The following is a 24,747-nucleotide window of genomic DNA, read 5'->3' on the forward strand; positions in this document are numbered from 1 at the left end:
TTCAAGGTTGCTCGCATCCAGTTGTTGCCAGATAGAATATTTTCCAGCATTACCAAAGATGGAGTCAGCGTCAAAAATGCCGTTTATCAACTACGTGATGGGGAAGTTTTGTGATGCGTATCTCTTTAGCTCAAGCTGAACACATTGACCATCTGGCAGTCCTGTTTGATCAGTATCGTGTTTTCTACAACCAGGCTTCTGATCTTGATGCCGCCAAGCAATTCCTGGATGAACGGTTCCAGCATCGGGATTCTGTCATTTTTGTGGCTATGGATAATCAGAACATGGTTGGATTTACTCAACTTTATCCCAGCTTTTCGTCGGTATCGATGCAGCGAGTTTGGATTTTGAATGACTTGTTTGTGGCAGAGAATTATCGTAAACAGGGAGTTGCCAACTTACTCATGGATGCAGCGGAACAATATGCACAAGATACTGGTGCAGTTCGTATTGTTTTAGCAACCCAAATTACGAATACCGCTGCTCAAACGCTGTATGAATCCCGCAACTACGTTAGAGACGAAGCTTTCTATCACTATGCATTGCGATTACATTAGCCGTTGGTGATCGCCTTGCGAAACGTGCGAATTGCCTCAGCTACGTCTGTTTCAGCTACTAAAACACAACGTCTCAGCAGTTCAATATCTAATGTTTCGAGTCCAGGTAATTGGCTCTGCTCAATGCGCTGGTAGCCATCAGCACCAAGATGATAAAGCGCAAAAGTGCCATCCTGCCAGAACCACACTTCTGGAACACCAAGTGCCTGATAGCGAGTGAGTTTACTGATTCCACCACTCGTCAATACCACCTCAATGGATAAATCTGGAATGGGTTTCGATCGCCCCAAGCAATAGGACTCGTCAGCTTGAACAAACGCTAACCCTTCTCGCTCCTGGTCTTTTTGCCGAGTAGGGACAAACGGAATTCCCTTCTCTGTCAAAAAAGTTGTGATCAAATAGCCGATGATGTGAGCAAAAACCTCATGCAATTCCCCTGGCATTAGGATTTCTATCACTCCATCGTAAAACGCTAATCTTGCACCCGGAGAGTCCTGCAATCCTTGTTGAACTAGTTTGAATCCTTCCCATGTGCCAGGAAGGGTGATCAACTGATCATGAGTTTTGTCCAACAACTGAACCATGGCGATCGCATCTCCTATGACCCACCTGCCCCTATTTTAATTGAATTCTATTGCTCCCAATGCCTTCAACGCTGACTTTTGAGCATCCGTTAATCCTGTGACTCCAGTGATGTCCATGCCTTCGTAGGGGCGATCGGCTCTGAGAGTTTTTAGACATTCGCCTGTTTGCACATCCCAAATTTTGATGGTTTCATCGGCACTGCTGCTGGCGATCAACGTGTTATCGGCATTGAATACAACGGTGTGAATCACATTCTGATGTCCTTCAAATACGCTTACAGGTTTACCCGTATTTACATCCCATAATCTGACGATTCGGTCGTCCCCTCCACTGACTAACCACCTGCCATCCGTGCTAAAGGCAATTGACCAGATCTGGCTATTGTGGGCTTGCCACTGCCTGAAACATTTGCCAGTTGCACATCCCAAAGTTTCACGCCATGCCCACCTGTTGCTATGATCGCGCCATCAGGACTGAATGCGACTCGTAAGATGCGATCGGCTTCTCCCTCAAATGTTTTGACAACGTCACCTGTTTTGACATCCCAAAAAATAATCGTTGTTCCATCCGCATGACTTGCCAATATGCTGCCATCTGAAGTAAACACAAGATTTCGTATCCAATTCGTCTGGGCAGGAATGACCCGAATGATCTGTCCCGTACTCACATCCCACAGACAGTTTGTGCCATTCACTGTAATTTTCATACCCTGGACGGCATTGTCCAGCGCGATCGCCTGCTTGAAAGATTGTTTCCAAATTGTCGAGAATAATTAGGCAGCGATGAGTGCGTAACCAATGAACTAACCGTCCAACCTCCATCCTGGTGTCCTGCTGACCTGATAAAAACGACACCAAATCGGACAACAGTGTTTCTAAAGGTGGGGCATTGCGAAGCGATCGCCAAATCACAAACTCAAACTTTTGAGCAGGCCCTGAATTCTGAATCAGTTCCTGCGCCGTTTTCACGGATAGTGCCGTCCTACCAATTCCACCCATGCCCAGCAGTAGGATCAGGCGGCAGTGATTGTTCACCCACTGCTGAAGGGTTGCCAGTTCAATCTCCCGACCATAGAAAGTAGAGACATCGATCGCCTCGCCCCAATCGAAGTTAGGGAGTGTGGGAGTAGGGGGAGTAAGAGTTGTGGGAGTAGTCGTCTCTTCTACTCCCCTACTTCCCTGCTCTCTTGCCCTCCCGATCTCTTCCTCCTGCAACAATTGCTCATAGAGTTGGCGAGTCGTCGGGCTAGGATCAATCCCCAGTTCCTCTCGCAGGGTGGTGATGCATTGGTGATAAATGCGCAGGGCGGCAGCTCGATCCCCGATTAGACGGTAGGAGCGCATCAGGGCAGCATAACTATCGCCGATGCAAGAAGAATGACCTGTTTGTGGCAGAGAATTACCGTAAACAGGGAGTTGCCAACTTACTCATGGATGCAGCGGAACAATATGCACAAGATACTGGTGCAGTTCGCATTGTTTTAGCAACCCAAATTACGAATACCGCTGCTCAAACACTGTATGAATCCCGCAACTACGTTAGAGACGAAGCTTTCTATCACTACATGTTACGGTTAGTTTGATTGATCAATAGAGGCGATTTAATGAATATGAACTTAAATGGTGAATCGACCAAGAAATTGAGCACAAGTATCCAGAAAGTTCAAGCCGCTCTCTCAGCAATGGGCTTAAACCTTCAGGTTGTTGAATTGCCATCCAGTACCAGAACGGCTCAGGAAGCGGCTGAAGCAATTGGGTGTACTGTTCCGCAAATTATGAAATCTCTTGTGTTTCGAGCCAAAGAATCGGGTAAGCCAATTTTGGTGCTTGCCAGTGGGGCCAATCGTGTGAATGAGAAACGCCTGAGTGAAATTGTGGCAGAACCGATTGAGAAAGCCACTGCTGATTTTGTTCGCGCGAAAACCGGGTTTGTGATCGGCGGCGTTCCCCCGGTGGCGCATCAAGAAACGATCGAAACCTACATTGATGAAGATTTGCTGCAATATGAGGAGCTGTGGGCGGCGGCAGGAACCCCCAACGCTGTGTTTAGGCTCAGTTCTGCTGATATTGAGCGGATGATCAATGGCCGAATTATTTCGGTGCGATAAGTTTGATTATACTGATGTTGTCAAGCATTCAATTATATCAAGTCTGGTTAATTAGCCATAATTCTGGCAGGGGCGACAGCAATTCTCATTTTGGCGAAAAGCTGTTCAAGTCCTGGAAATATCGGTATTGTAAGAACATCTAAGAGAGCCAAGAGAGCCAGAACCGTTGAAAGAACGGGGGTTGTTTGACACAATAGTTGGTTCCTTTCGCCAGCGCCTGTCCTCGCTACCGGACAAACGCACGGGCAAGAATACCCGCTATGGGATGGAAGATGCAGCCTTGAGCGCGTTTAGCGTGTTCTTCACCCAAACCCCGTCATTTCTGGCATACCAGCGAATGATGGAGGGCAGTAAAGGTCATAGTAATGCCCAAAGTCTGTTTGGAGTACATCAGATACCGAGTGACAACCAGATTCGGGCGTTGCTCGATGGGGTGAAACCAGAGCAGGTATTTCCCATCTTTGAGGAAATCTTGCAGGTGTTGGAGCAACAGGGACAGTTGAAGAGATTGCGCTCGTTTGCCGACACTCTGCTCATGGCAATCGATGGCACCGAATACTTCGGTTCGAGCCAAATCCATTGCCCGCAGTGTTCAACGCGCCAGTTGAAGTCAGGAGAGATGTACTATTTTCATAGTGTGGTCACTCCAGTCATCGTTTGTCCGGGTCAATCTCAGGTGATTCCATTGGTGCCTGAGTTTGTCGTACCGCAAGATGGGCATGACAAACAAGACTGTGAGAATGCAGCCGCCAAACGGTGGTTTTTGCAGTACGGACAACGCTACCGTGCCTTCAATGTAACGGTTTTGGGCGATGACCTCTACTGTCATCAACCCTTATGCCAACAGCTCTTAGCTCAACAATTCGACTTCATTCTGGTATGCCGTCCGGAGTCTCACGCTACCCTCTATGAGCATCTCGAAGGCATTGATTTACCGACAGTGACGACCAAACGTTGGACTGGAAAGGTCGAGGAAACCTATACCTACCGCTACCTCAACGACGTGCCCCTCAAAGATGGGGATGATGCGCTCTTGGTGAATTGGTGCGAACTGACGGTGAGCCGCCCAGATGGGAAGGTAGTCTACAAAAATTCCTTTGCCACCAATCATCCAATTACCGACGACACTGTGGCAGAGGTCGTCCTAGCCGGTCGTACCCGCTGGAAGGTGGAAAACGAGAATAACAACACCCTCAAGACCAAGGGCTACAACCTCGAACACAATTTTGGGCATGGCAAGCAGCATCTTGCTTCATTCCTCGCTACCCTCAACATCCTGTCCCTGCTGTTTCATACCTTACTGGAGTTGCTCGACCAGAAATACAAGCTGTTGCGATCTCATTTGCCCACTCGCAAAACCTTTTTTGATGATTTGCGGGCGTTGACCCGTTACCTGTATTTCAACAATTGGGATCACCTGCTCACCTTTATGCTTGAGGGTTTAGAGCTAGAAATCCCACCTAACACCAGTTGATTTTCCATACTGAGAATTGCTGCAGGGGCGAAGCATTTGCGTCAGAAGCTCTGCAGCTATGCCTTAGATTCATTTCGCAAATGCTTCGCCCTGATGATAGTGTGGTTGTGCCAAATGATAAAGCGTGAAAGTGCCATCCTGCCAGAACCACACTTCAGGAACGCCAAGTGCCTGATAGCGAGTTAATTTACTGGGATTTAAGCAGCATTGTAATCGAACTCACTAGCGTATCTGGTTCTACAGGTTTAGCGATGTGTTGCTGAAAGCCTGCAGCCAATGCCTGCTGCTGGTTGAATTCTCCGGCATAGGCGGTTAGGGCAATGGCTGGGATCTGTCCACCTTCGGGCAGTAATTCTCGAATCTTGTGAAGTAGGGTGTAGCCATCCATCTCAGGCATGCTGATGTCGGTCAGCAAAACATCGGGCTGGAATTGCTCCACTTGCTGGAGAGCCTCCGTAGCTGAAGTGCTGGCTCTAACGGTTGCTCCGGATTGCTCCAGGATAAATCGCACCAACTCCAGATTGTCTGTTTCGTCATCTACAGCCAGAATCCGGATAGCAGCAAGGGGCAGGGGAGGGGCGCTAGGAGATTCACGCCTTATCTCTTCTGGCTTTGCAGCAACTGGCTTCACCCACAACGGTAGAGTCACAGTGAATGTGGCTCCTTGGCCTTCTCCAGGGCTAGCAGCTTCGATCGTCCCTCCGTGCAGTTCAACAATTTGGCGCGCAATTGCTAAACCGAGGCCCAAACCGCCGAATTGACGTGTGATTGAACTATCGGCCTGACGGAAATACTCGAAGATGTGAGGCAGAAATTCCGGCGAAATGCCTTTGCCGGTGTCGGTAACGGTAATTTGGGCGTAGGGGTGGGTGGGTGGAGGTGATGGGGGAGATGCGGCTTGTGAGCCTCGCCGAACGAGGGAAGATGGCGGCTCGTGAGCCTCGCCGAACGAGGAAGATGGGGAAGGTGAGGACGATCCTGCTCCCCTATCTCCCTTATCTCCCCTATCTCCCCTATCTCCCCTACCACCCTCACCAACCTGCTCCAACCGCACGGTTACCTGACCGCCATTGGGGGTAAACTTAAGGGCATTTGAGAGCAGATTCCACACTACTTGCTGCAAGCGATTGAAGTCGCCCATGACCTGGAGAGGCGTTGAGGTGTTCGGAGATTCATTCACCGGTCCACTCACCCACTCATCCACGGCCTGTCTCACTATAAATCTCAGCTCAATTCCCTTCGCTTCTGCTGCCAACCGCACTGTTTCTTTTGCTGCTTCAATCACGGCAACTAAATCGACGGGGCCAACATTCAATACCAGTTTGCCGCGCAGGATGCGGGAAATGTCTAGCAAATCGTCGATCAATTGAATTTGCAATTTGGTGTTGCGCTCGATCGTTTCTAGGGCACGTGTGGTCTGTTGGGTGTCGAGATGGCCGTTGCGTAAAAGTCTGATCCAACCCAGAATCGGGTTGAGAGGGGTGCGTAACTCGTGGGACAGTACGGCTAAAAATTCATCCTTGATCCGATTGGCGGCTTCGGCTTCGGCTCGAGCGGCGGTTTCTGCGGCTAAGCTGCGAGCCAGTTCGGCTTGGGCCTGTTTTTGAGCCGTCACATCTCGAATCGTGACAATTGCTAAAATGACCTGGTTTTGCTTGTCCAAAACAGGTGTGCCGCCGTAGCTACCTATAAAGGTTTTACCCGTATCACGACGGTGGACCTGAATTTCACAGTTCGAGAAAGTTTCACCCTGCAAGGCTCTAGAGATGGGCCACTGCTCGATAGGAACGAAATTCCCCTGCAAATCATGCACTTCGATGGTGTTGGGAAACTCGCGGAGATGATGCTGCACCTGCTCCAGGCTGTCGTATCCATGCAGAGCTAGCGCTGCTGGGTTAAACATCAAGATGTTGCCCTGCGGATCGGCGATCACCAACCCCTCAGTCATGCTGTTAATCACGGCTTCTAGCTGTCCGAGGCTGGTTTCCAGCTGCTGGAGCAATCGTTCGCGTTCGACTTCAAAGCGTTTGCGGTCGCTGATATCGATTGACATTCCGCCCAACAGGGAGCGTCCGGTTGCATCTTTGAGCGGAAATTTGACCGAAAGGTAATGGGGCTGATCATCGTCGAGCGGATTTAGCTCAACCACTTGAATCATCTGTCCAGATTGCAAGACGGCCCGATCATTGGCTCGAAACGTTTGGGCGACATCAGCGGCAAAGAAATCAAAATCGGTCTTACCCAGCCACTCGACCAGAGGGCGGTTAAAAGCGCGCTCCACGCTGGGATTGACATACACATAACATCCCAATTCATCTTTGATATAGGCATTGATGGGGCAGTAACTCATGAAGCTTTGAAACAGGGCCTGACTGGCTTGAAGTTCTTCTTCGGTCTGTTTCCGTTCTATAAACTGCCCAATCTGACTACCAATAGCTGTCATCATCTGCAGTAAGTTCTGATCGGGTTCTTGATACTGATCACTAAAGCATTCAATTACGCCTAAAATATCTTGATTCAGCGAAACCGGAAACCCAAATACGCTGCGCAGCCCCACCTCCAAGGCAACCGCCTTTCTTGGAAAAGCAGCATCTTCAGCTACATCGCGAATCCACGTGGCTTCGCCCCTTTCCCAGATCCGACCCGGTAAGCCCATGCCTGCGGTAAAGGTCATGGTTTGGTTAATCTGGATCAAGGCAGTGGCATCTAGTCTGGGGGAATACCAGCCATGCAGATAGCGTAGGGTTTGGGTCTGCGGGTCAACTCGCCAAAAACAGCCTATCTGCCAACCCAGGCTTTCACAAAGCGACCGCAAGACTAGGGATATTGCATCACTAATGGCGGTTGCCTCAGCCAAAGCGCGTGCGATGGTGTATTGAATGGCTAACTGCTGCTCGGCTCGTTTGCGTTCGCTGACATCGAGAATGAAACTGATGATTTGTTCTGGATTATCTTCTAGCAGCGCTGTTCCCACCACCACCGGCACGCGCTGCCCCTGCTTGCCCATGAATGCTTTTTCGTAGGGTGTATTTTTCCCTTTGGTAAGCAGTTCTTCGTAGGCAGATCTATCTAAATGTTTCAAATCTGCTGGTGTCATCTCATCCCAACGAATTCGTCCGGCTACTAGATCGGCGCGAGTGTAGCCAACGCTATTGAGAAACGCATCGTTAGCATCAGTGATAGCGCCATAAATATCTGCTGATACTACACCAATGACGTTAGAATTAACCAAACGACGAAATTTAGATTCGCTTGCTTTTAGCTGCCGTAGGCTTGCTTTAGTTTGCTGTTGGGCACGACGCAGTGAACCAATCAGAATGCTAATCAGAATGCCTTCTAGCAGGAAAATAATTGTTCTGCCACTGCCCACCGTGTCGAGCGAGAAGGCATGGGTAGGAGCTATAAAGAAATAGTTGGCTAGCAGGGCCGACAGCACCGTGGCTATGAGGCCGCCCCGCCGACCCCGATATAGGGCTGCAATCGGCACAGAGCCGAAAAATAATAGAAATGGGGTTTTGGTCATCCCTAACCAAGGATCGAGGCCGAACATCAGCAGGAGAGCTATGACGACACTTCCGGTGGCAACGACACAATCTAGGGTGAGCGAATTGAGCTTTGGCATGGTCAACAGCGGAGGTCAGCAGCGCGGATCAGCAGTGGAGGGTTATTTCACGCCACAGGCAGAAAATTGGCAAAACGATTGCCGTACAACACCTCCGTGTTGATTTTCTATCATCAGACAGAGAACGGAATCTACCTCTAGAGCGAAATTTTAACTTCCTGTATAGGGCACTACTTCTAAGAAATTTCTCATCCATGCTTCATTGAACGTTCATGAGGGAGGTCTCATCAATCCTTCATTGACAATTCACACCCCTTTGGCAAGCTGTAGACATGAAACTAGAGGTGAAAGTCAGCATGAAGTATGGAGAGAGTTCTAACGTAAGTTCGGGAACGTTAGACCGCTAAGCAGTAGAAGTTTTGCTGACTTCCAGCTTAGAGCCGATCCGAGACTCCCAAAGGGGTTTGAAACTCAGAAGCTCTAACGAGGGTGCGGATCGGTAGCGCAGGATATTGTCAGCTTGGATTAGTCAATTCACAACAAGTGTTTGAGTCTTCGTTCAAGTTCCTGGTTCAAGTTCTTTACAAGTTGCTGAGAGGTAAGTCTTATGCAAGTATGCGTGATTGGAACGGGATATGTAGGTTTAGTGACTGGTGTATGCTTAGCTCACGTCGGGCATGATGTAGTTTGCGTAGACAAGGATGAAGCAAAAGTAGCGTTAATGCAGTCTGGACAGTCTCCGATCTACGAGCCGGGATTGTCGGAGTTGATGAAATCTTCAATGCAGTCTGGGAAGCTATCGTTTACGTCTAATCTGGCAGATGGGGTTGCCCACGGAGAGATTCTGTTTATTGCGGTGGGTACACCAGCCCTGCCCAGCGGTGAAAGCGATACGCGCTATGTAGAAGCAGTAGCTCGTGGCATTGGTGAGCATTTAAACGGTGGCTACAAGGTAATTGTGAACAAGTCTACCGTACCCGTTGGGTCTGGTGATTGGGTCCGCCGCATCGTCATGGATGGAGTTGCAGAACGTCAGGAGCTAATTGCTGGATTTGATGTGGTCAGCAACCCCGAATTCTTGCGCGAAGGCTCTGCCGTTTACGATACCTTCAACCCGGATCGGATTGTGTTGGGTAGCCACAGTGACCGGGCCATCGCCTTGATGCAGCAACTCTATGAGCCAATCGTCAATCGCCAGTTTGCTGCCGACCCAACTCTGCCGCCTGTTCCCGTGGTAATTACCGACCTGGCTTCGGCAGAAATGATCAAGTATGCCGCCAACTCGTTTCTCGCCACCAAAATTAGCTTTATCAACGAAATTGCCAATATCTGCGACCGGGTGGGGGCGGATGTCACCCAGGTGGCGACCGGCATTGGTCTCGATTCGCGCATCGGCAACAAGTTCTTGCAGGCGGGGATCGGCTGGGGTGGTTCCTGTTTTCCCAAGGATGTATCAGCGCTGGTGCACATTGCGGAAGACTATGGCTACGATGCCTCATTGCTCAAGGCAACCGTCAGCACCAACCGTCAGCAGCGGTGGCTGGCCATCGAAAAACTGCAGCAGGTGCTGAAAATCCTCAAGGGTAAAACGATTGGTCTGCTGGGGCTGACCTTTAAACCCGACACCGACGACCTGCGCGATGCCCCTGCCCTGGATTTGATCGAACAACTCCATCGACTCGGTGCCAAAGTCAAAGCCTACGATCCCTTCTATGCCAAAGCCGATGCCCCGGTCCCTGTCTTGCCTCAGACAGCATGCCTGACTCCCACGGTCGAAGATCTAGCGGCTGGCTGTGATGCGCTGGTTTTGGTGACTGACTGGCCCCAGTTCCGTCAACTTGACTATGCTCAGCTAGCACAGCAGATGGTGACACCGATTTTGCTAGACGGACGCAATTGCCTAGATCCACAGCTATTGGTGGACGCTGGCTTCTATTACGTGGGTATGGGCCGCCCCAACTTTGGCTATGCCCGGTCTAGTCAGGTCCCGTCGCCGCTGCTATTAGCCTGAGCCGTTTGATCCTCACATCACTGACCGACAGTCAGAAACACGGAGATTTTTGCAGATGAAACTGATGGTCTACTCTCACGATGCCTTCGGCTTGGGCAATATCCGCCGCATGCTGGCAATCTGTGAATCCTTACTCAAAACCATTCCGCAGGTTTCGATTCTGGTTGTGTCTGGCTCCCCGGCTCTGCATAGCCTCCGTCTACCCGCAGGTCTCGACTACATTAAACTGCCCTGTGTCGGGCGCGACCAAGCGGGAGAAATGGCCTCCAAGTATCTCGATGCCGACCTGAAGGATGCAGTGAAGCTGCGGTCTGATCTGATTCTGGCCGCTACCCGCAATTTCAAACCCGATTTGTTTCTAGTTGATAAAAAGCCCGATGGCTTGGAATCAGAGCTGAAAACAACGCTGAACTATCTCCGTGCGATTCGCCCGCAGACGAAACTGGTTTTGCTGCTGCGCGACATTTTGGACCGTCCGGAAGCCACGATTCAGCAATGGCAGCGCCACGGCTACTATCAAACCATCGCTAATCGCTATGACCAAGTTTGGGTCGTGGGAACGCCAGCGGTCTTCGATGTGCGCACCGAGTACCGCTTTCCTCGCGAAGTGGCTCAGAAGGTGCGGTTCTGTGGCTACATCCGCCGGGAACCCGGTTTAAAACCACCCGAAATCCTGCGGCAAGAAATTGGGGTACAGCCAAATCAGAAGCTAGTGCTGGTGACGCCCGGAGGCGGTGCCGATGGCTATCGATTAGCCAGCACCTATCTAGCCAGCTTAGCCGCATTGCCGTCTGCCGACTCGCTGCAAAGCGTAATCGTTTCCGGTCCAGAAATGCCAGCCGCAGAACGGGAAGCGCTGCGCCAACAGGCTGCTAATTTTGCCACCGTCCAGCTTCTAGAGTTTACAGATGATTTGACTAGCTACATGGCGGCAGCAGATTTAGTGGTGTCGATGGGGGGCTACAACACGATCACCGAAATTTTGTCGCTGCAGAAGCGGGCCATCGTGATTCCCCGCACCCAACCCGTTGCGGAACAGTGGATTCGGGCGGAACGTATGGCCCAGTACGGGCTATTTCGAACAATTCATCCCGATGATCTGACACCCACAAACTTGATGGAGCTGATGCTGCAAGAGCTACAGGCTTCGCCGTTCAATCCGGCTGCTGCCCAACTCGATATGAATGCCCTGCCGCGGATCACCGAATACCTGTTTGCGCTTCTCCGTCAACCCCCCCAGTGTTTGCTGAAGCCGCTCTCGTCTCAAGCCCCTTTGTGTCCTCTGGAGGTTGCCATTCCATGAAACGCCTGATGTTTTACTGTCAACATATTCTAGGCATTGGTCATCTCGTGCGCAGTCTAGAGATTGTACGCGGCCTGTTGCAGGATTTTGAGATTTTCTTTATCAATGGCGGTGAAGTCATCGATGGCTTTCCCGTTCCTCGTGTTCCGCACGGTCCGGAGGGCCATCAGGTTCATCTGATCAATATCCCGGCCATCAAAACCGATAGCGAGTTTCGAGAACTGCAAATCCCTGATGGTTTCCAAACCGTAGAGCAGGTGCTGGCCCATCGCCGCGATCTGTTGCTGTCTATCTTTGAGCAAGTGCAGCCCAATGTGCTGATGATCGAGCTGTTTCCGTTTGGCCGCAGACGCTTTTCTGCCGAACTGATTCCCTTGCTAGAGCAGGCTAAGGCTGCCGATACCAAAGTAGTGTGCAGCCTGCGGGATATTGTAGTCACCAAACAGGATCGGGCACGCCACGAAGAGAAAATTTGCCGCTTGATGAACCAGTATTTTGATCTGCTGCTGATCCACGGCGACCCCCAGTTCATGCCTTTAGAAGTTAGCTTTTCGCGAGTGCAGGATCTGAATTGTCCGGTGCACTATACCGGCTATGTCGCGCAAATGAATGGCCCCGATCCGGCTGAAGTCCCGATTCCAAGCGTGCCCCAGCCCCTCATTCTCACCAGCGTTGGCGGTGGCCGGTTTGGGCATGAGTTGCTCCATTGTGTCGCCCAAGCCAGCAAATTTCTAGACGATCAGATTCCGCATCAGATTCAGATGTTTACCGGACCGTTCTGTCCAGATGACGTGTATGCCTCCCTGCGTGATATGGCCTTGCAGCGCCGCAACCTCACCGTAGAACGATTCACGCCCCATCTGCTGCACTACATGCGACAAGCCGATCTATCGATTAGCATGGCTGGCTATAACACCACAATGAACGTCTTGACTACAGGTGTGCGATCAATGCTGTTACCATTTCAGGGCAATGACGATCAGGAACAGCGATTACGCTCCGAGCGGTTAGCGGAATTAGGAATCGTGCAGGTGATCCAGCGCCAGGATCTCCAACCCGAACGATTTGCCCAAAAGGTAATTGCTTCTCTACAGCAAGCCCCCGCCTCGATCCGATTTGACATGCAGGGAGTGGAAAAAACGGCTCAGCTCGTGCGGTCGATGGTGCGGGAAGTGGCGGTGGTGTAGGGTGAATGGGTTGGGGGTTGGGGGTGAGGGGTGAGGGGTGGATGGGTAGGTGAGAGAGTAGGTAAGAGAATGAAAATCTTCTCATGCAAGCTTCATACCTGGCTTAATCCTGAGTGAGAAATTAGAACAGTGGATATTATCTGCTTCACCAGCGTTAGGAAGCTACCAACATTACAGCAACTCCAGGTTCATCCCTCTTTCAGCAACGCCTTCATTCCTCATCACCCCCCACCCCTCACCCCTCACCCCCTACCCCTCACCCCCCACCCCAACAAAGAGGTCATTGCCATGAAAAAAGTCATGTTCTACTGCCAATATCTCGCTGGTATGGGTCACTTGGTGCGGAGTACGGAAATTGTTCGCAGCTTGATGAAAGATTTTCAAGTGTGCTTCGTGAATGGCGGACAGCCGATCTATGGGTTTGAGTTTCCGGCCAGCGTCGAGGTGGTGCATTTGCCGCCGATTCTAGAAGTGGCGGGGCAACTGGCCGCAGTTGAGCCGTCCCAATGCATCGAGGCGGTGAAAGAGAACCGTAAGGATCAGCTGCTGCAAGTGTTTGAACAATTCCAGCCGGATTGCCTGATCATCGAGTGTTTTCCGTTCAGTAAGCACAAGCTGAAGTTTGAGCTGCTGCCACTACTGGATCGGGCTTTGACTGCTTCAACTCAGATTGTGTGCAGCCTGCGCGATCTGATCATGACCCAAACCCTGGCTGCCACGGCTCGGGCTAAGCGATACGATAAGGTGCGTGATCTGGTGAATCAGTATTTTGACCTAGTGCTGATCCACAGCGATCCGCAGGTACAGCGTCTAGAGGAACAGCTTCCTAACGTAGATCAGCTCAACTGCGCGATCTATTACACCGGCTATGTGGCCCAGTCCCCGCCTGAACGAGTGCCCCTAGATGCGAACGACACAGCCTATCTGTCGTCAGATCGACCGATGATTGTTGCTAGTGCAGGCGGAGGTCGATTTGGATACGAGTTGTTGAACGCAGTTGCGAATGCTAGCCAGCGTTTGGCTGACCAGATTCCTCATCAGTTTCACATCTTCACCGGTCCATTTATGCTGGATGACCAGGTGGCGGCTCTGGAAGCGGCAGCTTGCGAAAATCTGGTGATTCGCCGGTTTACACCGCATTTGATTCAATATCTGGAGCGAGCCGATCTGTCGATCAGCTTGGGGGGTTACAACACCACGATGAATATTCTAAGGACGGGAGTGCGTTCGCTGATTTTTCCGGCAGCTTCCGAAGAACAGACCGGCGAGCAGACTATCCGAGCCGAGAAGCTAGCCCAAAAGGGCATCCTGGACGTGCTCACCACTGCCGATCTCCAGCCTGAACGCTTGGCTGAGAAAATCCTGACCGCGCTGCAACGCCCCCCAGCTTCCCACTCGTTTGATTTGCGTGGCGCAGAAAAGTCGGCAGATCGGATCAAACAATTGCTTGATGACGTAACGGTTGCTGCTTGAGTAACTCATCTGTAACGTATGTGCAAACCAGATTATGAAGAGGAGAGGAAATAGCGATGTCCCAACCCAATGTTGTCTTGATTGTCGGACCCAGAGAGCGATTTAGCTCAACCCAAACCTCGCTAGAAAGCATCTACCGGGACACCGACTACCCCTTTGACCTAGTCTATGTGGATGTGTGCACACCGCCGTTGATTCGCCGCTACCTGGAAGCTCAAGCCCAGGAAAAGCAATTTAAGTTACTGCGCACCGACTACTTTGTTTCTCCCAGCCAAGCTAAAAACGTGGGACTGCGGTATGTCCTCGAGCATGCCAAGGATGTTTATAAATATGTTGTTTTCATCGAAAACGATGTCATTGTTAAACCAGGCTGGTTAACCAAGCTGGTGGAATGCGCCGAAGCAACCAATGCGGCAGTGGTGGGTCCGCTCACCTGCATCGGTCAACCGGCCCATCAGGTGATCCATAACGCGGGTGGTAAGTCCTACATCACTACAGAAGTCAAAGACGGCCAAATTCGTCGCTATATTTATCAGAGTGCGGCGCTGACGGGTAAAGCAGTGGCCGATGTGCCGGATAAACTGCACCGCAAAAAAACCGATTACGTTGAGTTCCACTGTATGTTGGTGCGGACCGCCATCTTTGAAAAAATTGGCCTGCTGGATGAAGGCATGTTGGCGACTCGCGAGCATATCGATTTTTGCTTCATGGTGACTCAGGCCGGAGGCAGTATCTACAGTGAACGAGAAGCGGTGATCACGACGGATACAATTGGCATCGAGTCAAATCAGCAGGGGCTAGTCAGCTGGTTTGGCTCCGTGCAATTGCCTGACTTTAAGTGGTTTGACTTACCCTACTTCATGGTGCGCTGGAATGACGAGTGGGACCTCGCTAGCCTGCACCATCTACGCCAAAAATGGCAGCTCACCGAAGACGAGTATTTCAAAAAGCGCTACAAAAAGGTGGGTGCCCGCCGTCATGAGTTGCTGGTTAAACCGCTGGTGCGTCGTCTCACGTTCGGTCAAGGCAACGCTTGGGTAGAAAGTGTTTTGGTTGCTGTGGAACGCCTGGTCAATCGCTGGTTCTATTATCGGTATCTCCAACAGCGGCAGCGTGTTTTGAAGCAAACCAGTCAATCAAACCGAGAATGGAATCGAGAACCTGCAATGGCAACAACAGAACTCTACCGGTGAAGACAAAGCATCTGCATAGAAAACGGAACGGCTAATTTGCCAATGACTATTGGGGAAATTATATGCTCTGTGCAGAACTGACCAAACCAACCACGCTTGACCTAATTTCTTTTACTTACTAAAAACACGGAATCATGATCAAAGTTTGTATCACGTCACTGGAATTTCCTCCTGATGTTGGTGGAGTAGGGGAATCAGTCTATCGGATTGCTCGCATGCTGCTCGAATTGGGCTACGAGGTTCACGTTGCTGTCTTTCGGGCCATCTTCAGAACCGAGCGCGAAAAAGCCTTGGCAGGTGAATATCAGCGGGCCGGCTGTGTCACCACAAATCGGGATGGCATCACTGTCCATCGGTTGCATCCAGCGATTCGCTCTGAGATTGGCAAAGAACAGGACTACCTCAGCGATCTATATGACCAGTTGAGTATCCTGCATCGTCAACACCAGTATGACCTGTTCCATGCCTTTTTCATCAACGAGATGGGCTTTTTGACCACCTTGTTAGCCAAAGAAATGGGTGTGCCCGTGATCAACAGCGTGCGGGGTGCCGATCTGCACAAGCATATCTTTAGCCCCCAGCAGCACGGACAGATCACCTGGACCTTAGCCAACTCCGACTGGACCACCTTTGTCAGCCGTGACTTGATGCAGCGAGCCAGAGTGCTGGTTCCAGAAATTGGGCCACGCTCGTCGGCTTTCTGGAACTCAATTGCTCCTTTTGCCTTCGACGAGTTGCCCACACCCAGCTTAATTCATCAGCTTCGGGGCACGGTGATTGGTTCGGTGGGCAGCTTTCGCGACAAGAAGGGGGTGGAATACCTGCTGGATGCCTGCCGCAGTCTACCAGAGTTGGACTTGACGCTGCTATTTGTCGGTAGTTTTGTCGATAAGGAAAGCGGCTACTGGCAGCAGGAATTGCGGGAAAGCGGCATGGCGGACCGGGTGCTGATTACGGGAAAAATTAGCCGCTCTGAGGCACTGGCCTACCTGCCCCACATGGATATTTTTGCCATCCCCTCGATTCATGATGGCTGTCCGAATGCGCTGCTAGAGGCGATGCTGGCAGCAAGAGCCATTATCGGCACCAACGTAGACGCGATTGGCGAAATTTTAGACGATGGTGTGAATGGTTTGGTAATCAATCCATTCTCTAGTGAAGAACTAGCTGATGCTATTTATCAGTTAAGCACCCAGCCCGATCTGCGCCAACAGTTGGGTATCGCCGCCAGAAATAAGGTGCTGACGCAGCTCACGCCCGCGATTGAAAAACAAAACTGGCAGCAGGTCTATCAGCAGGCTCTAGGTGTTGCCGCGATGCAATGGAAATAGACTTTTGCAAGGAGGAAGAAATGTCCACTCTAGAGGTCACAACTTCAGAGGTCACAGCTCCAGAGGTTACGACTCCAGAGGTCACAATTGTTGTTGTTCCACGTGAACGATTTCAATTTGCCCAATTATCGCTAGAAAGTCTCTACGAGCATACATCTTATCCGTTTCATTTGATTTACGTAGACAACAACTCGCCGGCTAAACTGCAGCGCTATCTGCAAACAGAATCGGAACGCAAAGGGTTTCAGTTGATCCGCTCGGATCACTTCCTCTCGCCTAATCAAGCCCGCAATGTCGGCTTAAAGCAGGTACGCAGTAAGTATGTGGTGTTCGTCGATAACGATGTGATTTTTGCACCGGGCTGGTTGGAGGCGTTGGTCAAGTGTACAGAAGAAACGGGAGCAGCTGTAGTTGGCTCGTTGGTTTGTCAGTATTTGCCCGTGCATACTATTGTTCACTGCGCCGGTGGCGAATATATGTCGCCCGACGAATACGCCAAGTTCCTCAAGGGAGAACCCACGGTACCGCAAACTCCTGGAGTCAAGGGCAAGTGGCAAATCCACGAAAAAACCTATCACCAAAACCGCAAGGTGGCGGAGGTGCGTGACCAGCTCAAACGCCAGCCCACCGGATTCGTCGAGTTTCACGCCATGCTGGTGCGTACCGAAATTTTCGAGCAAATTGGCCGGTTGGATGAAGGCTTTTCCTGCACCAAAGAGTACCTCGATTTCTGTATGCTCGTAGCGCGGGCCGGCGGCAGTGTTTATTTTGAACCCGATTCGGTTGTCACCTTTTTGACCCATCCTCCGGCTCCGGCTCTGCATTGGTCCGATCTGCCCTACTTTATGGTGCGTTGGAGCGATGCCTGGGAACGCGAAAGTCTGCTTCACTTCCAGCAAAAATGGGATTTGGCAGAAGGCAAATATTTCAGCAAGCGGTTGAAGAAACTGGGTTGGCGCAGACGCGAAGAAATGATTCGCCCCCTTGTTGAGCCGTTTAGTTTTCTGGGAGCCAACAGCCGCAAATGGCTAGAAAAACGCCTTGTGGCGCTAGAAAAATGGCTGAATCGCCATGTGACAGCTACGCTGGTGCAGTAAGCTCTCAGGATAGCTTTGAGTCAATAATCAGGAGAACATCATGCTGTATCGTCCATTTGGCAACGCAGGATTTAATGTTTCCACCATTGGGATGGGAACCTGGAATATTGGTAACCAGTGGGGTGAAATCGATCAGGAAACGGCTTTAGCTACCGTTCGCAGTGCAGTAGAGCACGGCATTAATCTATTTGATACGGCAGAGTCCTATGGTATCCCGACCGGATTGTCGGAAGAACGACTGGGCAAAGCACTGATGGGGCTGCGCGACCGGGTACATCTGGTGTCTAAGATTGGTCGCTGGGGCAGACGTACTGGGCAGATGGTGCCGATGACTACTGTGGATATGGTGCGGCTCTGTGTCCATGCTTCGCTCTACCGGCTACGAACCGATTACATTGACGTGATGCTGTGTCACGATGGCAAAATCGAAGATCCGAGCGTATATCTAGAGGGATTTGAGCGACTGAAGGAACAGGGCTTGATTCGCGCCTACGGTATTTCCACCGACAAACTTAAGGTGCTAAAGCGGTTTAATGTTCACAATACTTGCAGCGTTGTGGAAGTGGAATACTCGTTGCTCAATCGCAAAGCCGAAGCAGAATTCTTCCCCTATTGTCAAGAACATGGCATTGCCGTGCTGGTGCGCGGTCCGCTTTACAAGGGTCTACTGTCAGGCAAATACTCGCCGGATACGGTGTTTACCGATACGGTTCGGTCCGAGTGGTATAGTGACGAGAATCGCAGCCGCAAACTAGCCGAACAACTGGCAATCGTCGAGCGGCTCAAGAACCTGTTGCCGCCAGGAGAAGACATGGTGACCGCAGCCCTGCGGTTTGTCACCTCCCATCCGGTGCAGCCGGTCGCGATTCCGGGAGCCAAATCCCCAGAACAGGCGGCCATGAATGCCAGAGCTGGAGACAAACTGCTGACCCCCAGAGAGCGCGAGCTACTGCTAGAGGCGATCACGCCTATTACGGCTGGAGAACCAGCGGCAATGGCTGGATAATAGAACTCCAATCGTCCTTCGACCTACTGCAATTACTGACTAGAGCAATGAAACACACTGCCAGTTTAAAAGAAACGTTGCCGGGAATGGGGCGAATCCTACGCCGGTTTGCCCCACAGATTAGCAAACAGCGGACACTGCTGTTCCTATCGTTTCTAGCGCTGCTGGCAGAAACCTTGCTGCGCTTGCTAGAACCCTGGCCGCTGAAGATTATCTTCGACTACATTCTGTTACCCGGTGCCAATCGTACGGCACTAACGTTACCGGGAATTGGTCCCGTTTCAACGCTGCTGCTATTGTCACTGCTGACGCTGGGATCGATCGGGTTGGCAATGTTGCGCGGTGCGGCGGCCTACTCTAGTACCGCAGGCATGGCGGTAGCGGCTTCACGGGTGATGGCCGAAATCCGGGGTGACCTCTATAGCCATTTGCAGCGGCTGTCGCTGTCGTTCCACAGTCAGGCCAAGACCGGCGACCTGATTGCCCGCGTCACGCAAGATATTACCCGCCTGCGGGAAGTGACGGTGATGGCTCTCTTGCCTCTATTCGCCAGCACTCTTACCCTAGTGGGCATGATTGCCGTAATGTTCTGGCTGCACTGGGAAATGGCCGTGATTGCCATCGCCATCTTTCCCCTGTTTGTCTGGTCCATGACCCGCACAAGCCGCCAAATTCGGGAGGTCGTGCGCCGCCAGCGGAAGCGCGAAGGAGCGATGGCCGCCACTGCCGCCGAGGCAATCGGAGCGATCAAAGTGGTGCAGGCTTTGTCGCTACAAAATCTCTTGGAGTCTACGTTCTCCAGCCACAACCGCGAAAGTTTGCAGGAAGATGCCGAAGCCCAAAAACTCAGTGCGGCCCTAGAGCGGACCATGGAAGTGCTAGTCACGGTGGGAGTGGCGCTAGTACTATGGCGAGGCGTGCAGCTCGTGCTCGCAGGAGCGGTGACGGCAGGCGAACTGCTAGTATTCATCACCTATCTCAAGACGACCTTCAAACCGATTCGCCAGCTGGCCAAATACGCTGGCCAGATTGCCAAAGCCACCGCTTCGGGTGAGCGGGTTATTGATGTTCTGGACCGTATTCCCGATGTGCGAGATATGCGCGGCGCAATCGAGGCTCCTGCCTTTCGGGGTGCAGTCGAGTTTCAGCAGGTGACCTTTGCCTACAACCGACCCGATTTTGCTGACCAAAAATCAATTGAGATGAACGCGGATACCCTCTGTGATGTCAGCTTTGTGGTGCAGCCCGGTGAACATGTGGCGTTGGTCGGACCCTCCGGTAGCGGTAAATCCACTCTGGTCAGTTTGCTGTTACGCTTCTATGACCCGCTGGAAGGGCGCATCCTGATCGACGGCCATGACCTACGCGAATACAAAATTGATTCCCTGCGACGGCAGATCAGCATCGTTTTGCAAGACAGCATTCTGTTTGCCTCAACCGTGCGGGAAAACATTGCCTACGGCTGTCTGGGCGCGACGGATGCAGATGTAGAAGCCGCTGCCAAATTAGCCAACGCCCATGAATTTATCATCAAGTTACCCCAAGGCTACGATACGGTTCTGGGCGAACGGGGAGCCACCCTCTCTGGCGGCCAGCGGCAGCGGATTGCCATTGCTCGAGCTGCGATCCGACGCGCCCCCATTGTCATCCTTGATGAACCAACCACCGGTCTCGACAACCACAGCGAACAGGTGGTGAATCAGGCATTGAAACGGTTAACCCAAGGCTACACAACCTTCATTATTTCCCATAACCTGCATACCGTAGAGCAGGTCGATCGAATTCTCTATGTAGAAAATGGCCGAGTTCTAGAACAAGGCACTCATCAAGAGCTACTTCAACTCGGCGGCAAATACGCCAAACTATACCACGCCCAATCCAAAGTCTATTCCCTCCAAAATAAACGCAATGGTGGCAATAATGTCATCGCCATCTAGCTGAACTCACCCCACCCCCACCCTCTACCCCCCACCCCCTCCCCCCACCCCCTACCCCTCCCCCCTCAGACCTATGAATCCAACCAACCGGGCAACTCGCGTCATTTTAATGCGACATGGACGCAGTACCTTTAACCAACAGCAACGCTATCAAGGGAGTTCGGATGCATCAGAATTAACCGAACAGGGATGCGAAACAGCATGTCAGATCGGCCAATGGCTGCAAGATCTGGAGATTGATGCGATCTACGTCAGTCCGTTGCGCCGCGCCAAACAGACCCTGGAGCAGATTCAACCCTATCTGGATCACCGCATTCCTGTTTATGTTCGCCCTCAGCTCCGAGAAATTGAGCTGCCAGACTGGGAAGGACTGCCCTATGAGCAGGTAAAAACTGAATTTACGGAGCTGTATCAAACCTGGAAACAGCAGCCCCATAAGTTCAAGATGGGCCATCGACATGCTTCAGAGTATGAATTAGAGAAGCATTACGGGAATACTGCTGTCCTGACTGCTCCTGCCCCAACAGCTACTCAAACCGAATATTTCCCCGTCCTCGATCTCTATTTACGCGCCGAGCAGTTTTGGCAAGACGTTCTGCCCCACCGCCCCGGTCAGACCATTCTGGTAATCAGCCACGGTGGGACAAATCATGCCCTGATTAGCACAGCGTTAGGATTATCACCGGCCCACCACCACAGCTTGCAGCAATCCAACTGCGGTATCAGTATCCTTAATGTTGCGGCTGATTTGCAAACTGCCCAACTGGAAGTTCTGAATTTGACAACCCCTCTGGGAGAAACCTTGCCCAAACTCAAGGAAGGCAAACAGGGGCTGCGGTTGTTGCTGGTGCCGTCTGATACCAATGCCACGGATGCTGCTAAACTAGCTGAATTTCTCAAATCTGTTCCAATCGAGTTCAGCCTCGCCAGCGACCTCGATCATCCTACTGTAGATCGCCTCTTAGTCCACCATCCTAGAGCTGTGAACCTGCAGGTTTGCCGCGAACAGTTTTTGCAGGATTGGCTGGGAACCTTACGCTGGAAACCGATTACCATTTCCGATCTGACCACTGGACTAGTGGTTGCGCCCCCAGCTAGCTTGCAGTTGCTCCTAGCTGAGGCGACTGGACTCCCCCTGAACCAACACCGACGGTTCCAACTCCATCCTGGTTGCCTGTCTGTATTGCACTACCCCAGTGCTAACCAGCGCCCAGTTGTGCAGGCTATTAACTTGTCTACTGCAGGAACTGCCGGATTAGCTGCCGCAACTCAAACTAGTGTCACGTTAGGAGGTAGGGTCAATGGCTAAAATTCTTGTCACGGGTGCTGCGGGCTTTATTGGGTTTCATGTCTGCCAAGCGCTGTTGCAGCAGGGTGAAACGGTTATTGGCCTCGATAACCTGAATGACTACTATGATGTAGCCCTGAAGCAAAGCCGTCTGTTTTTGCTGAACCAGCCCAATTTTCAGTTCCATAAGCTAGATGTGGCCGATACGGAAGCGGTGATGGCTCTGTTTGCCCAGCACCAGCCAGAACGAGTGATTCATCTAGCGGCTCAGGCGGGCGTGCGCTATTCACTGCAAAATCCCCATGCCTATGTGCAAAGTAATCTGGTTGGCTTCACCAATATCTTAGAAGGTTGCCGCTACGCCAATGTTCGCCATTTGGTGTTTGCTTCTTCGAGTTCGGTGTATGGAGCCAATCGCACTACGCCCTTCTCGGAACACCACGCTACGGACCATCCCGTCAGCCTCTATGCGGCCAGCAAAAAAGCCAACGAGCTGATGGCCCACACCTACAGCCACCTCTACGGCATTCCCACCACCGGACTGCGGTTTTTCACGGTCTATGGTCCTTGGGGGCGGCCCGACATGGCGCTGTTCTCGTTTACGGAAGCGATTTTGCAAGGCAAGCCGATTCAGGTCTACAACTACGGCAAAATGCGACGCGACTTCACCTATATCGATGATATTGTAGATGGCATTCTGCGGGTTTTAGATCGCCCGCCTGCCTCGAATCCCGACTGGTGCGCCACTCACCCCGATCCGGCTACGAGCTACGCCCCCTACCGCATCTACAACATTGGCAATAATCAGCCGGTTGAGCTGTTGCGCTTTATCGAAGTCTTGGAAGCTAGTTTGGGCCTTAAAGCCAAGAAAAACCTGCTGCCGCTGCAACCCGGCGATGTGCTGGAAACCTATGCCAATATTGATGACCTAAACCGCGACGTTGGCTTTGAGCCGACTACTCCAATCGAAGTGGGCATTCCCCGCTTTGTAGATTGGTACCGCAGCTATTATCAAATCCCGATGATTGCGGCATCCCGGCTGGCCACCTCGGTAATGGGCTAACAATCAAAGTAAGGGCGAAGCATTTGCGTTAGCAGCTCTGTAGCCACGCCTTGGATTCATTTCGCAAATGCTTCGCCCCTCCTATCCTCCTAATTATGGCTACTTCTCCTACCGTCAAATATCGCATCAACCTCCACTACCAGGAACAGCGCAGCCGTTATTACGCCGTCAATTCTGATTGTCCCCGACCTGATCACCCCCGATCTAATTAGGGTACATAAAACCTGCTAACTGTACCCTAATTTTTTATTCAAATGCCTGCCTCAGCCAGTAGAAAATCGGCGTCTATCAACTAGACGTGCTGGCGAGCGGGGGTTGACAACCTGCTACGAAACCAGACTCGCTTCCATCCTCTGCTGATTACTCTCTAGGTTTGCTATGTGTGTAGTTTGAGCAATTGAAATTGGATGGACCTGACAATACTGCGAACTTTCTGCTAGCAGGTAATCGACGAATGTTCTTGCAACCGTTGAGAGAATTTTTTCTTTAGGGAAAACGGTATACCACTGTTGATGGATTGGAAAATGGTCTACGTTGAGCACAGATAGCTGAAGCTCTGAATCCCGGTCTGTCAGGCTATGCAGTGATAGAATAGACAGCCCCAGCCCTTGGCTAACGGCTTGCTTGATGGCTTCATTACTGCCTAGCTCTAGCTTCACTCGCACAGGGATGCCCTGCTGCCGCAATAGGTGATCGGCTGCTTCACGGGTCGCAGAACCTCGCTCCCTCATCACAAACGGGTACTCAGCTAAATCGGTGAGTGTAACCTGCGGTTTGTGCATCAGCGGATGCTCAGTAGGTGCAACCACTACTAGCGGATTACAGAGAAATGCTTTGATCTCAATATCGTCTCGTTTCGGTAAACGACTAAAGATATAAATGTCGTCTAAGTTGTCATTCAATCGGTCTAGTACGGTATCATGGCTGCCCACTTCTAGGGAGACATTAATGCCAGAGAATTGCTGACAAAATGGCGTCAGCAGTTTGGGCAGGAAGTATTTTGCCGTCGTTGTGGCAGAGAGGCGTAGCCGGCCCTGCGCCACTCCTTTCAACTCGAATAGGTTGATTTCCAATCGGTCTAGACGCTCGAAGACCTCCTGGCAGGTTTTGAACAGTACTTGACCTGATTCGGTCAAATAAAGCCGTTTGCCAATTTGTTCGAATAAAGGGGCGCCAATGGCTTTAGCAAGATGCTTCACCTGCATCGATACGGTGGGTTGTGTTAAATGTAATTCTTCCGCTGCGCGTGTAAAACTTCCAAGTCGTGCAGTTGCCTCAAATACCTGCAACTGGTGTAGCGTCATTGTCTGCCAAATGAACGGTCTTTTTAGCTTGCCTTTGATCTGTGCCATAGCATCTACAAATCACCAGAGATCTCTTGTTTATTGGCTTTGAGCCATGTCGGCTCTTCACAGAGAACAGATGCCCCTGCACAAGATTTAAACAACAGAGCTGTTGTTTAAACTAACTATACCCTACTTTAGCAATAGCCATGTTGTCAAAGTAATGCAAAAGCTGAGGTTCCTAAAGCATCGCTGGACAGGCAATGAATCGCTAACGATGCGAAACGGTG

Annotated in this window: 21 protein-coding genes; 15 read left to right on the forward strand and 6 right to left on the reverse strand. The window is 51.3% G+C overall.

The features are described 5' to 3' along the window. Nucleotides 1–113 precede the first annotated feature (113 nt). Nucleotides 114–557, forward strand: a complete 444-nt coding sequence (locus HJG54_RS32675; RefSeq protein ID WP_316436009.1) for a GNAT family N-acetyltransferase — start codon at nt 114–116, stop codon at nt 555–557. On the opposite strand, the gene HJG54_RS32680 is transcribed toward HJG54_RS32675, so the two are convergent. From HJG54_RS32680 to HJG54_RS32690, 4 genes are read right to left on the reverse strand one after another with little or no spacing between them, the layout of a single operon-like run. Beyond that, nucleotides 554–1,141 carry a Uma2 family endonuclease gene (locus tag HJG54_RS32680; protein ID WP_316436011.1) on the reverse strand — a complete coding sequence of 196 codons (588 nt, stop codon included), beginning with the start codon at nt 1,139–1,141 and terminating at the stop codon, nt 554–556. The genes HJG54_RS32675 and HJG54_RS32680 overlap by 4 nt on opposite strands. A gap of 36 nt (nt 1,142–1,177) precedes the next feature. Then, nucleotides 1,178–1,570, reverse strand: coding sequence for a WD40 repeat domain-containing protein (locus tag HJG54_RS32685; protein ID WP_316436012.1), 393 nt, complete (start codon nt 1,568–1,570; stop codon nt 1,178–1,180). Further along, on the reverse strand, nt 1,477–1,749 hold the full coding sequence (locus HJG54_RS35670) for a WD40 repeat domain-containing protein (RefSeq protein WP_420717420.1): 273 nt from the start codon (nt 1,747–1,749) through the stop codon (nt 1,477–1,479). The genes HJG54_RS32685 and HJG54_RS35670 overlap by 94 nt, the downstream gene beginning before the upstream one ends. Then, on the reverse strand, nt 1,670–2,536 hold the full coding sequence (locus HJG54_RS32690; protein WP_316437105.1) for a BTAD domain-containing putative transcriptional regulator: 867 nt from the start codon (nt 2,534–2,536) through the stop codon (nt 1,670–1,672). The genes HJG54_RS35670 and HJG54_RS32690 overlap by 80 nt, the downstream gene beginning before the upstream one ends. Between HJG54_RS32690 and HJG54_RS32695 the strand changes: the two genes are divergently transcribed. The 3 genes from HJG54_RS32695 to HJG54_RS32705 all read left to right on the forward strand — a co-directional run bounded on the left by HJG54_RS32695 (nt 2,428) and on the right by HJG54_RS32705 (nt 4,723). Continuing rightward, nucleotides 2,428–2,724 (forward strand): GNAT family N-acetyltransferase, encoded by a 297-nt coding sequence (locus HJG54_RS32695; protein ID WP_420717443.1) that lies wholly within the window; start codon nt 2,428–2,430, stop codon nt 2,722–2,724. The two genes, HJG54_RS32690 and HJG54_RS32695, sit on opposite strands and share 109 nt — an antisense overlap. Before the next feature lie 21 nt (nt 2,725–2,745). Then, a complete protein-coding gene (locus HJG54_RS32700) occupies nt 2,746–3,249 on the forward strand; it encodes a YbaK/EbsC family protein (RefSeq protein WP_316436013.1) in 504 nt (167 codons plus the stop codon). Between the two features lie 193 nt (nt 3,250–3,442). After that, nucleotides 3,443–4,723, forward strand: a complete 1,281-nt coding sequence (locus tag HJG54_RS32705) for a transposase (protein WP_316435595.1) — start codon at nt 3,443–3,445, stop codon at nt 4,721–4,723. 187 nt (nt 4,724–4,910) lie between these two features. Here the strand turns inward: HJG54_RS32705 and HJG54_RS32710 are convergent, their stop codons facing one another. Further along, on the reverse strand, nt 4,911–8,345 hold the full coding sequence (locus tag HJG54_RS32710; protein WP_316436014.1) for a PAS domain S-box protein: 3,435 nt from the start codon (nt 8,343–8,345) through the stop codon (nt 4,911–4,913). Nucleotides 8,346–8,892: 547 nt separating this feature from the next. On the opposite strand from HJG54_RS32710, the gene HJG54_RS32715 reads away from it, so the two are divergent. The 11 genes from HJG54_RS32715 to HJG54_RS32765 all read left to right on the forward strand — a co-directional run bounded on the left by HJG54_RS32715 (nt 8,893) and on the right by HJG54_RS32765 (nt 23,174). Beyond that, nucleotides 8,893–10,296: a UDP-glucose dehydrogenase family protein gene (locus HJG54_RS32715; RefSeq protein WP_316436016.1), complete on the forward strand. Its 1,404-nt coding sequence runs from the start codon at nt 8,893–8,895 to the stop codon at nt 10,294–10,296. A 64-nt stretch (nt 10,297–10,360) separates the two neighbouring features. Next, nucleotides 10,361–11,599, forward strand: a complete 1,239-nt coding sequence (locus HJG54_RS32720) for a glycosyltransferase (RefSeq protein ID WP_316436017.1) — start codon at nt 10,361–10,363, stop codon at nt 11,597–11,599. Further along, nucleotides 11,596–12,786, forward strand: coding sequence for a glycosyltransferase family protein (locus HJG54_RS32725; protein ID WP_316436019.1), 1,191 nt, complete (start codon nt 11,596–11,598; stop codon nt 12,784–12,786). Before HJG54_RS32720 ends, HJG54_RS32725 begins: the two co-directional genes overlap by 4 nt. A gap of 129 nt (nt 12,787–12,915) precedes the next feature. Next, nucleotides 12,916–14,259, forward strand: a complete 1,344-nt coding sequence (locus tag HJG54_RS32730; protein ID WP_316436020.1) for a glycosyltransferase — start codon at nt 12,916–12,918, stop codon at nt 14,257–14,259. A 56-nt stretch (nt 14,260–14,315) separates the two neighbouring features. Continuing rightward, nucleotides 14,316–15,452, forward strand: a complete 1,137-nt coding sequence (locus HJG54_RS32735; RefSeq protein WP_316436022.1) for a glycosyltransferase family 2 protein — start codon at nt 14,316–14,318, stop codon at nt 15,450–15,452. A 134-nt stretch (nt 15,453–15,586) separates the two neighbouring features. Beyond that, nucleotides 15,587–16,783, forward strand: a complete 1,197-nt coding sequence (locus tag HJG54_RS32740) for a glycosyltransferase (RefSeq protein WP_316436024.1) — start codon at nt 15,587–15,589, stop codon at nt 16,781–16,783. Between the two features lie 20 nt (nt 16,784–16,803). Next, nucleotides 16,804–17,880 (forward strand): glycosyltransferase family 2 protein, encoded by a 1,077-nt coding sequence (locus HJG54_RS32745; RefSeq protein WP_316436027.1) that lies wholly within the window; start codon nt 16,804–16,806, stop codon nt 17,878–17,880. A 40-nt stretch (nt 17,881–17,920) separates the two neighbouring features. Next, nucleotides 17,921–18,886: an aldo/keto reductase gene (locus HJG54_RS32750; protein ID WP_051926087.1), complete on the forward strand. Its 966-nt coding sequence runs from the start codon at nt 17,921–17,923 to the stop codon at nt 18,884–18,886. A 47-nt stretch (nt 18,887–18,933) separates the two neighbouring features. Further along, nucleotides 18,934–20,823, forward strand: a complete 1,890-nt coding sequence (locus HJG54_RS32755; protein ID WP_316436031.1) for an ABC transporter ATP-binding protein — start codon at nt 18,934–18,936, stop codon at nt 20,821–20,823. A gap of 73 nt (nt 20,824–20,896) precedes the next feature. Further along, nucleotides 20,897–22,132, forward strand: a complete 1,236-nt coding sequence (locus tag HJG54_RS32760; protein WP_316436033.1) for a histidine phosphatase family protein — start codon at nt 20,897–20,899, stop codon at nt 22,130–22,132. Further along, the gene (locus tag HJG54_RS32765) at nt 22,125–23,174 is read left to right on the forward strand and encodes an NAD-dependent epimerase (protein ID WP_316436035.1); all 1,050 of its coding nucleotides are present in this window, start codon (nt 22,125–22,127) and stop codon (nt 23,172–23,174) included. The genes HJG54_RS32760 and HJG54_RS32765 overlap by 8 nt, the downstream gene beginning before the upstream one ends. A 326-nt stretch (nt 23,175–23,500) precedes the next feature. On the opposite strand, the gene HJG54_RS32770 is transcribed toward HJG54_RS32765, so the two are convergent. Further along, the gene (locus tag HJG54_RS32770; RefSeq protein WP_316436038.1) at nt 23,501–24,526 is read right to left on the reverse strand and encodes a LysR family transcriptional regulator; all 1,026 of its coding nucleotides are present in this window, start codon (nt 24,524–24,526) and stop codon (nt 23,501–23,503) included. Nucleotides 24,527–24,747 lie beyond the last annotated feature (221 nt).

Origin of the sequence: Leptolyngbya sp. NK1-12 (genome assembly GCF_032598965.1) — a bacterium.
In the GTDB taxonomy this organism is placed as follows: domain Bacteria; phylum Cyanobacteriota; class Cyanobacteriia; order Elainellales; family Elainellaceae; genus Elainella.

What these genes read in the sequence shown, in the direction of transcription:
- HJG54_RS32770 (WP_316436038.1), bottom strand. Translation starts at nt 24,526, where the DNA reads ATGGCACAGATCAAAGGCAAGCTAAAAAGACCGTTCATTTGGCAGACA.
- HJG54_RS32675 (WP_316436009.1), top strand. Translation starts at nt 114, where the DNA reads ATGCGTATCTCTTTAGCTCAAGCTGAACACATTGACCATCTGGCAGTC.
- HJG54_RS32755 (WP_316436031.1), top strand. Translation starts at nt 18,934, where the DNA reads ATGAAACACACTGCCAGTTTAAAAGAAACGTTGCCGGGAATGGGGCGA.
- HJG54_RS32765 (WP_316436035.1), top strand. Translation starts at nt 22,125, where the DNA reads ATGGCTAAAATTCTTGTCACGGGTGCTGCGGGCTTTATTGGGTTTCAT.
- HJG54_RS32725 (WP_316436019.1), top strand. Translation starts at nt 11,596, where the DNA reads ATGAAACGCCTGATGTTTTACTGTCAACATATTCTAGGCATTGGTCAT.
- HJG54_RS32735 (WP_316436022.1), top strand. Translation starts at nt 14,316, where the DNA reads ATGTCCCAACCCAATGTTGTCTTGATTGTCGGACCCAGAGAGCGATTT.
- HJG54_RS32750 (WP_051926087.1), top strand. Translation starts at nt 17,921, where the DNA reads ATGCTGTATCGTCCATTTGGCAACGCAGGATTTAATGTTTCCACCATT.
- HJG54_RS32715 (WP_316436016.1), top strand. Translation starts at nt 8,893, where the DNA reads ATGCAAGTATGCGTGATTGGAACGGGATATGTAGGTTTAGTGACTGGT.
- HJG54_RS32680 (WP_316436011.1), bottom strand. Translation starts at nt 1,141, where the DNA reads ATGGTTCAGTTGTTGGACAAAACTCATGATCAGTTGATCACCCTTCCT.
- HJG54_RS32740 (WP_316436024.1), top strand. Translation starts at nt 15,587, where the DNA reads ATGATCAAAGTTTGTATCACGTCACTGGAATTTCCTCCTGATGTTGGT.
- HJG54_RS32700 (WP_316436013.1), top strand. Translation starts at nt 2,746, where the DNA reads ATGAATATGAACTTAAATGGTGAATCGACCAAGAAATTGAGCACAAGT.
- HJG54_RS32720 (WP_316436017.1), top strand. Translation starts at nt 10,361, where the DNA reads ATGGTCTACTCTCACGATGCCTTCGGCTTGGGCAATATCCGCCGCATG.
- HJG54_RS32745 (WP_316436027.1), top strand. Translation starts at nt 16,804, where the DNA reads ATGTCCACTCTAGAGGTCACAACTTCAGAGGTCACAGCTCCAGAGGTT.
- HJG54_RS32760 (WP_316436033.1), top strand. Translation starts at nt 20,897, where the DNA reads ATGAATCCAACCAACCGGGCAACTCGCGTCATTTTAATGCGACATGGA.
- HJG54_RS32710 (WP_316436014.1), bottom strand. Translation starts at nt 8,345, where the DNA reads ATGCCAAAGCTCAATTCGCTCACCCTAGATTGTGTCGTTGCCACCGGA.